The 8128-nt window shown below is 27.2% G+C and carries 3 protein-coding genes; 2 read left to right on the forward strand and 1 reads right to left on the reverse strand.

From position 1 onward, the window contains the following. Nucleotides 1-910 (forward strand): hypothetical protein (locus tag T395_RS03705; protein ID WP_036458487.1); only part of this gene is annotated, 910 nt, incomplete at its 5' end. Nucleotides 911-1465: 555 nt separating this feature from the next. Here T395_RS03705 and T395_RS03660 read toward each other — a convergent pair. Further along, a complete protein-coding gene (locus T395_RS03660; RefSeq protein ID WP_156933082.1) occupies nucleotides 1466-1771 on the reverse strand; it encodes a hypothetical protein in 306 nt (101 codons plus the stop codon). A 169-nt stretch (nucleotides 1772-1940) separates the two neighbouring features. Here T395_RS03660 and T395_RS03430 point away from each other — a divergent pair. Then, nucleotides 1941-8128, forward strand: a 6188-nt coding sequence (locus tag T395_RS03430; protein WP_036458489.1) for a lipoprotein 17-related variable surface protein, incomplete at its 3' end; no start/stop codon positions are given.

The raw sequence follows: 8128 nt of genomic DNA on the forward strand, positions 1-8128 counted from the left end.
TGAAAAATACTATGAAACAGCTAAAAACATCGACAAAAAACAAAACGCAATTGATCGAATTAGACAAAATCCAAACTTAACTCCAGAACAAATAGATTCAATTTCTCAAAACATCAGAGAATTAGATGAATCAAAAGATGATTTTGCTAACAAATTAGATAAAGAATTAGCTAAAGCTGATTTAATTGCTCAAATCCAAGCTAATACTAATTCAAGTGAAAATGAAAAAGCACAATTAGTTCAAGAAGTTCAAAACATTGATAATAATTCTCCTAACTTCTTTGACCAAATAGCCAATGAAAAAGCTAAATTAGCAATAATTGAACAAATACATGAAGACTATAAAGCGGGTCTTTTATCAGATGAAAACAAAGAAGCTTTAATTAAAAAAGCTTTAAGTATAGATAATGATGAAAATACAGTTCAAATAATCGATAAACTTGAACAAGAATTAACATTAATTAGAAAAATTAAACAAGATGAACAATTAACTCCAAAAGTTAAAGAACAATTAATTAATTCAATAGTTAACATTGATGAAGACAGTAATGCATTTGAAAGTGATTTAAATAAAGTCGCTCAAAAATATGTTGATGTTAAAGAATTAATTAAATCAATGAATGATTTGGACAACTTGACCCAAAATGCTAGTCAATGAAATAAATTAGATGATGATAGAAAAACTGCTATTCATAATGCAATTAATATTTCAAATTTAATCTTGAAAGATCTTGATAATAACGATTCAATAACAATTTCTGATCAAACAGCAATCAATAAATCATTATTGGATTTTGAAGATAATCACAAATGAGATTGAATTTTATTTGTTATAGCTTCAATTGCTACCGCATTATCATTAGGAATCTTGCTAGCTATTCCAGCGGTTAAAAACAAATTATTAAAGTAAACTTAACATAAAAGATCAACCACTTAGGTTGATTTTTTTGTTGAATTTTTTGCCTATAACCCGAGTTTCCAACTAGGAAACTCGGGGACTGTCCACATTTTGTGTCCCAGTTCACAGTAGTAATATTAGGTTTCGTATTTTGAGTTAGACGTTTTAAACATAAATTGAAATAATAAAATCAAGCAGTTAATTCTACTTGGTTTTTGTATAAAAATTATTTTTTTAAAAAAGGAAAAATTAAAAGTTTTGTAAAAAAATATTTTATAAGTGAAAAAAATATACTAAGATATAAAAGAGTGAATAAATGACTTATACGAAAGCCGTCATAACAAGTGACCTTATCCAGGCGTATTAAAATAATAATAGGTGTATTTCTCATTATGTCTAGCGGTTATGCGTAGGGCACTTTTTTTATTCAAATTATGAAAAAATTAGACATAGAATTTTATAAATTAATATCTATCCCGACTTTCCAAGTTTGAAGATCTAAAAAAACTAATATACCTATAAATAAGGCATATTCGTTTTTTTATGTTTAAAATTACACACATAGAATTAACCAATGCATGCTATAAAATCTCTATAAATTTTGATATTTTCTTGATGATGTGGATCTAAATCATTAATTATTTCTTGAACTATTTGACCATTCACTTCTTTTCTAGTAATTGTCATCATTCTTAATGAATCAACTAATAAATCAATTGATATTTTTTGAATTTCGCCATTGCTTTCGCAATATTTTTTCAACTTGTAAAGACAGTATTTAATAGTAACTAATGCTAAAAAACATAATAAAACATGGTTTAAAATAAACCGGACACCGAATATTGACAAAATCGTATTTAGTGCCCTGTTCATTTCTTTTGTTTAGAATTTTCACAAGAAGCAACAAATACCGCAAAAATTAATGTCATATCGGAAATTGATACAATTTCCGAAAAAGTTTTATTTTTTCATAATTATCCTAATAATTATTATATATTGTATATTTATATATAGAGAGAGATAGAGAGAATAGGAGATATGTATGAAAAATAAAGCATTAAAAAAGAGTCTTTTAATTGTGCCTGCATCAGCACCATTAATAGGACTTGTTTTGCCTCTTTCAGCAAATTTTTCAAAACAAAATGTAAATATTGCAATTAATGATGTTGATTATGTGTTTGATAAGGTTAATTCTAATATTTTAGATGATATTTGAACAGGTTATAACAATTATGGTGATGGCACAGTTCATAGGTGATACAACTCTTTAGATGCAAATGGGAGAACTAATTTAAGTCAAACTGGAAATAATAAGCTTAATTGAAGGGCAACTGGTGATGCATGATATAGATTATTCGATGCTTCAACGCCAGGTTTACCAGCAAATATTAATCAAACTAATTGAAATGGTAATGGATTTGCTAATGAAATTGGCCATATGTATTCTTGAGAAAGAGATGGCGCTTCATCTTCATTAACTAATGGTACCGGTTCTTGATGAAATGGAAATGGATTTAATCCATTAACTAACAGCAAAAAAATTAAAGTTGGTATTAATTTAACTAATGCTGACACAAATAATGACTTTTTTACTGCTGGAATTTACTTTTCAGACGATATTAGATTAGTTGGTGATATCAAAATTCACTTATTTGTTAAAGAAGATAGTAGCAGTGTTAATATTGATCAAAGTCAAGGTAAATCAACTACATATACTATAAATATTAATGATGATCCAAAAGCTGATATTGGCACAATGGAAATAAGCCCATGAATAGGTAAAACGCAACAAGTAACTGGCACAAGGCAATCAGTTAGTACAACTATAAACGGTAAGTCAAAAATGGCTTACATTAGCGACTATGCTTATTTGCCATATTATGATCATATTCCTGACGAGTACCAAAATAATATGTCAGATGAAAATAAAAAGCAAAGAAACTGATGACAAAACACTAGACAACAAGGAAGCAATGAACTTTATGATGTTTTAATTGATGGTTATTCAGTGCAATCACTAAGAAATTCCGAGTTTCGTTTCACAACCAATAAATCCAATAAATTTGCTTTTGGTTTATTTCAACACTCAATAATTAGAAATAGTACTCCTGTTATTACTAAAAATAATATAACTCAAAATCAAGGGGGAATATTTGTTTTTAGAGTTAATACAAGTGCATCACATAATGAAATTGTTGCCGGAGCTGTAGTTGAATTAGAAATGAAGCCATTTAATAATTCAACTGAACCTTTTAATCAATTATATGCTGGTAATGCTGGTTCTACCACTGGAAAGAAAACATATTTCGGAGTTTCAGAATATAGAAATTTAAATAATACAGATAATTACAAGGTTATTGGTGGGTTTATTAAAATGGCTGATCGGAAACAGTCATATTTAAAGAAATTTAATACTGAAGAAAAAATCCAAGATAATCTTGAATTTTACAATCAAGCAACTGACGGAATTCCACAAGCTAATTTATCTATTTCTGAAAACGGAAATAGTGCTTTTGCATACAATATAGATAAAAATGGTGTTTCTTATGACAACAAAAATGTAATTAGAACAAGAAACATTTATCAAGATTATAAAAGTTATAATAATTTATCTAATTTACGTTTAAAAGCTTCTTTTGCTTCTAGTGCTGATAGTCAAAAATGAAGAATGGTTACTAAATCTACAACAGCTTCTGCATCAACTATTTTTGGAAGAGAATATCTTGATTTTGCACCAATTGAATACACATTTACAGATTTAGAACATCTTAAAAGATATATTCAATCTAAAAAATGATTAACTAAAGGTGAAAAAGATGCTTTAACTAGATTTGTTGAAGATGATACTTCTTTTAATGTTGATAATGAATTTACAAATGAAGAAGCCAAAAATGATTGAAAAAAGAAAATAGATAAAATTGACGATTTACAAAAATCAATAGAAGAAAAATATAAACAGATTAGTGAATATCCACTTAATACTGAAATTTATGATAGTAAGTGGAATACAATTGCCACAAATAAAATGCTTTATGCTTTAGCTGATTTCGAAGTTAAGAAAAAGTTAGAAGATTATATTAAAGACAATTCTAGCGTTATTAAACTTAAATCTACCGAATATAATGATGATAAAAACGCACAAGATAGAAATACTTCTACTCAATATGAAGATGCTGAAGATTTTAATTTCTTAAATAGCCTTCTTCAAACAACTAAAAACACTTTAACTGATAAATTTAATGCAATTCTAACTTCTGGTAAAAATAATTTGGATTCTATTTATGCAAAATTAGATGATTATCAAATTACTCAAGCTAATTCTCAAACTTATCCAAATAACAATACAAAAGCAACTAATTTATTAACTAATAATCTAATTCAAAATGTAATTGATCCGTTAACAAATTATGAGCAAGTTAAAACTTTTGATTCAGCAAATTCAGAACCTTATAAAACTAATATTAAAAATGTTTTAGATAGTATTAAAAATTTAAATGATTTAGAAACAGAAAAAAATAATTTAAAAACTCAAATTATTGAAGAACAAAAAGCACAAAACGACTTTAATAATTATGGTGTATTTACTAAATCAACAAATAGCATTAATTTAAATTCTTTTGATACTTTTGATGCTAATTTAAAAAATGCTACTAATAAAACAATTGATAATATTTTTGACACAACTCAAACATTAAGTGATTTTTACACTAATGGCCAAAAAGCTTTGCAACAAAATTGAATCGATAAATTAACTGGTGATGAAATTAATGGGGCTGTTGAAGAATTTAAAAAAGAAATCAACAATTTTACTTTCTTAAATGGTGATAACACTAGTGGTGAAAAATTCTATATCATTAATTCTCTAAAAGGAAAATTAGGCTCAAAAGGTCCTTTTACCTATAATGCTCAAACTAAAACTTTAGCAATTAATTCAAGTTATTATTCAAATATTAATGATGAAATGCAACTTGCATTTGATATTGCAAAAGAAAATGCAAAAAATCAAATTAATAGTCTTACTTATTTAAGTCAAGATGAAAAAAATAATGCTAAAAGTTTAATTGATAAAGCTCAATTGTATAAAGATACTTATGAAGCTAATAAAGACTATTCTGATAAAGTTCTAATCGGTTCAGATAAAAATATCAAAACTATTGTCGATAAATGAACTAATATTAATAATGAACGTGAAAAAATTAAAGATTATAGTGCTACTTTTGGTTATCCAGATAAAAGCATTAAACCTTCAACTGCAAAACAAAATTTAATTACAACTGATAGTATTGATCCTAATAATCAAGGGGTAGAAACTAAAATTATTGATATTCAAGCCGATGATAATGCTGGTACTTTAGTAGTAACTTATAAAATTCTTAAATCAAGTGATAAAGACAATATCTATACACAAGATAAAACTTATACAATTACTGGTTTTAGTGATGAACAATCAAGAATTGAAACTTTAAGCGCTACTCCAGAATATAAACAGGTAAATCAAAAACCTAATATTCAAGCTTCAACTGTGGTAAAAGCAAACAATGCAAATGTTGATATTGTTTGACAATTACCAACTAATACAAAAATTTATGCAAATAGTGTTAAATATCTTGGTTATAACGATACAACTGGAAAAATTAAAATTGCATATAAATTACAATCAACTGTTGATGCAAGTGCAATTTCTGATGAAAAAACCGCAGAAATTAATGGTTTTGAAACAGAAACTACCAGATTAAATAATTTAGTCAAACAAGACACAAATACTAATCAAAATACAGTTCTTAACATCACTGCAGATCCTATTAAACGTGCTTCAGTTTCAACCTTAAAAACTGATTACACAATTGCTTTAGCAAATAATTATGGAACTAATAATCAAGTTGAATTAACTAATTTATCATCTCCTGCAGCTAATGATGCTAATGGCTCAGTTTCATATACATATAAATTAAAAACTACAAGAACTAAAGAAGATTTAGTAACAATTGCTGAAGAAGCAGTTAATGACAATAATATTTATAGTAATGTTTCAGCATCACAAACTAGAACTGGCTTTTTAACTCAAGCTCAATATGAACAAAATCAAAAAGATGCAAAGAAAAAAGCAATTGATGATTATAAATATTTAAATAATGCGCAAAAAACAGCACTTAAAAATGAAGTTGATCAAGCTAATCTAAATCAATTAGATCAAATTGCGAAAAACGCAAGTGATTTAAATGACGCAATGAAAGATTACAATGATGCAACTAATAATATTGACACAATTAAACAAGGCACAAATTATACTCAAGCAGATAATAAGAGTGCTTTAGATAATGCGGTAAATCAACAAAAAACTGATGTTGATAAAACTAAAGGCTCTAATTTATCATTAGAAGAAGTTAAAGAGAAAACTAAAGCAATTCAAGATGCAATTAGTAATTTAAATGGTGAACAAAGATTACAAAAAGCTAAAAATGATGCAATAGCTAAAATTAATTCTGATTATTCATCATTAACTGATAAACAAAAAGAAAAAGCAATTGAATTAATTAATGTTAAAAAGACCATTGCGGATGTTACTAGTCAAGATGCATCTAACAGTGTATTAAACTCATCAATGAAAACCTTGAGCGATTTCATTACAAATCAAAATAATGTAACAGCAGGCAAGAATTATACTTATACTACTAACGCCTTAAGAGAAGCCTATGATGGTAATCCAACTAAAGAAGGCAATCAAAAAGGCGGAGCGATTAAAGAAGCAGAAGATTTAGTAACTGCTTTAAATACTGACAATAATGATAATTTAATGAATAAATCTAATATTGATTCATTAAATAACAAAATTCAAACCGCAATTAATAATTTAAACGGTCAAAAACGTTATGATGAAGAATTAGCAAGATTAAATGATTTATCTCTTGCTTTAGCTAAAGTTAAAGATGCAAATCAAGCTACTGATACTGCAAGTGAAATTGACACTAATGAAGTTGAATTCATTTCTTCAACTATGCCTGACAATGTAACACCAGTTGATTTAGCTATTTCAAATCCAAATGAATTAACAGGTAAATTAGACTTAAGCTACAAATATCAATCAACTAAAGAAAATCTTGAAAGTGTTCAATCAACTAAAGTTTATATATTAAATAACAATAAAGCCTTAAGCACTTTAACTGAACAAGATAGAGTGGACAATATTTTAGCTGATTCAAATAACTCATTTACTATTAATGAAAATGATACAAACGCAATTGATAGAAATCAATTGCCAAGTGAAGTTGCTAAAGAAGCTATTAAAGCCTTTAACAATCCAACGAACTTAGACGTTGAAGGATATTTAAACAGTATTGAATTAGTGCCAAACAATGACAACGGTACATTAAACATAAAATTCAAAATTGTTTCAACTAAAGCAATAGTGAATTCAAATAACGATCCACAAGAAAACCCAGTGGTTGTTTCAACTAACACAAGAACAATTACTTTAACAGGCTTTAAAACAACTTTACAAGTTGAAAAAGAAAAAGTTGCCCAATACATTAAAAACAACGTTCCTGAAGAGAAAAAACAAGCTTTATTAGATGAATTAGCAAAAGCCAATAATCTTAATGAAGTAGCTAAAGTTCAACTTAAAGCAGAAATTGAAAAAGCTATTGCTGATGCAACAACTAACTACCCTTATTTAAATAACAATCAATTAGACGCTTATAAAGCAGATTTAAAATTAGCTAATTCAACCAAAGCAATTCAAGACCGTAGCACAACAGCAAGCACATTAAATTCTAAAATGAAAGAATTAAGTGATGCTGTTAAAGCTGAATTAACCGCTTTAACCAAAAAAGCTGTTCAAGATGATCAAAACAAAGATGCTAAAACAGCCATTGTTTATACCTTAGCAGATGCTGATAAAAAACAAGCTTATAATGAAGCTTTATCAGTGGCTCAAACATTACTTAATAAAACTAATGACGCTAACTCAGAATTAAGTGCTGTTGAAACGGTATTAAGCAATTTAAAAACCACTTATGGCGAATTAAATGGCGATCAAAAACAAAATGCGTTAAACAAAAGAATTGATGCTTTAGATAATTTAACTCCTGACCAAAAAGCACAATTAAAAGAAAATATTGCTAGTGCTGACACTCAAGCAAATGCTGAAACTATTGTAGAAGCAGCAGAAGCATTAAATACCAAAATTACCAATGTTAAAGAAGAATTAGGTAAATTAAATAATTACAAAAA

The organism is Mycoplasmopsis iners ATCC 19705, assembly GCF_000701805.1.
Classification (GTDB): domain Bacteria; phylum Bacillota_I; class Bacilli_A; order Mycoplasmatales; family Metamycoplasmataceae; genus Mycoplasmopsis; species Mycoplasmopsis iners.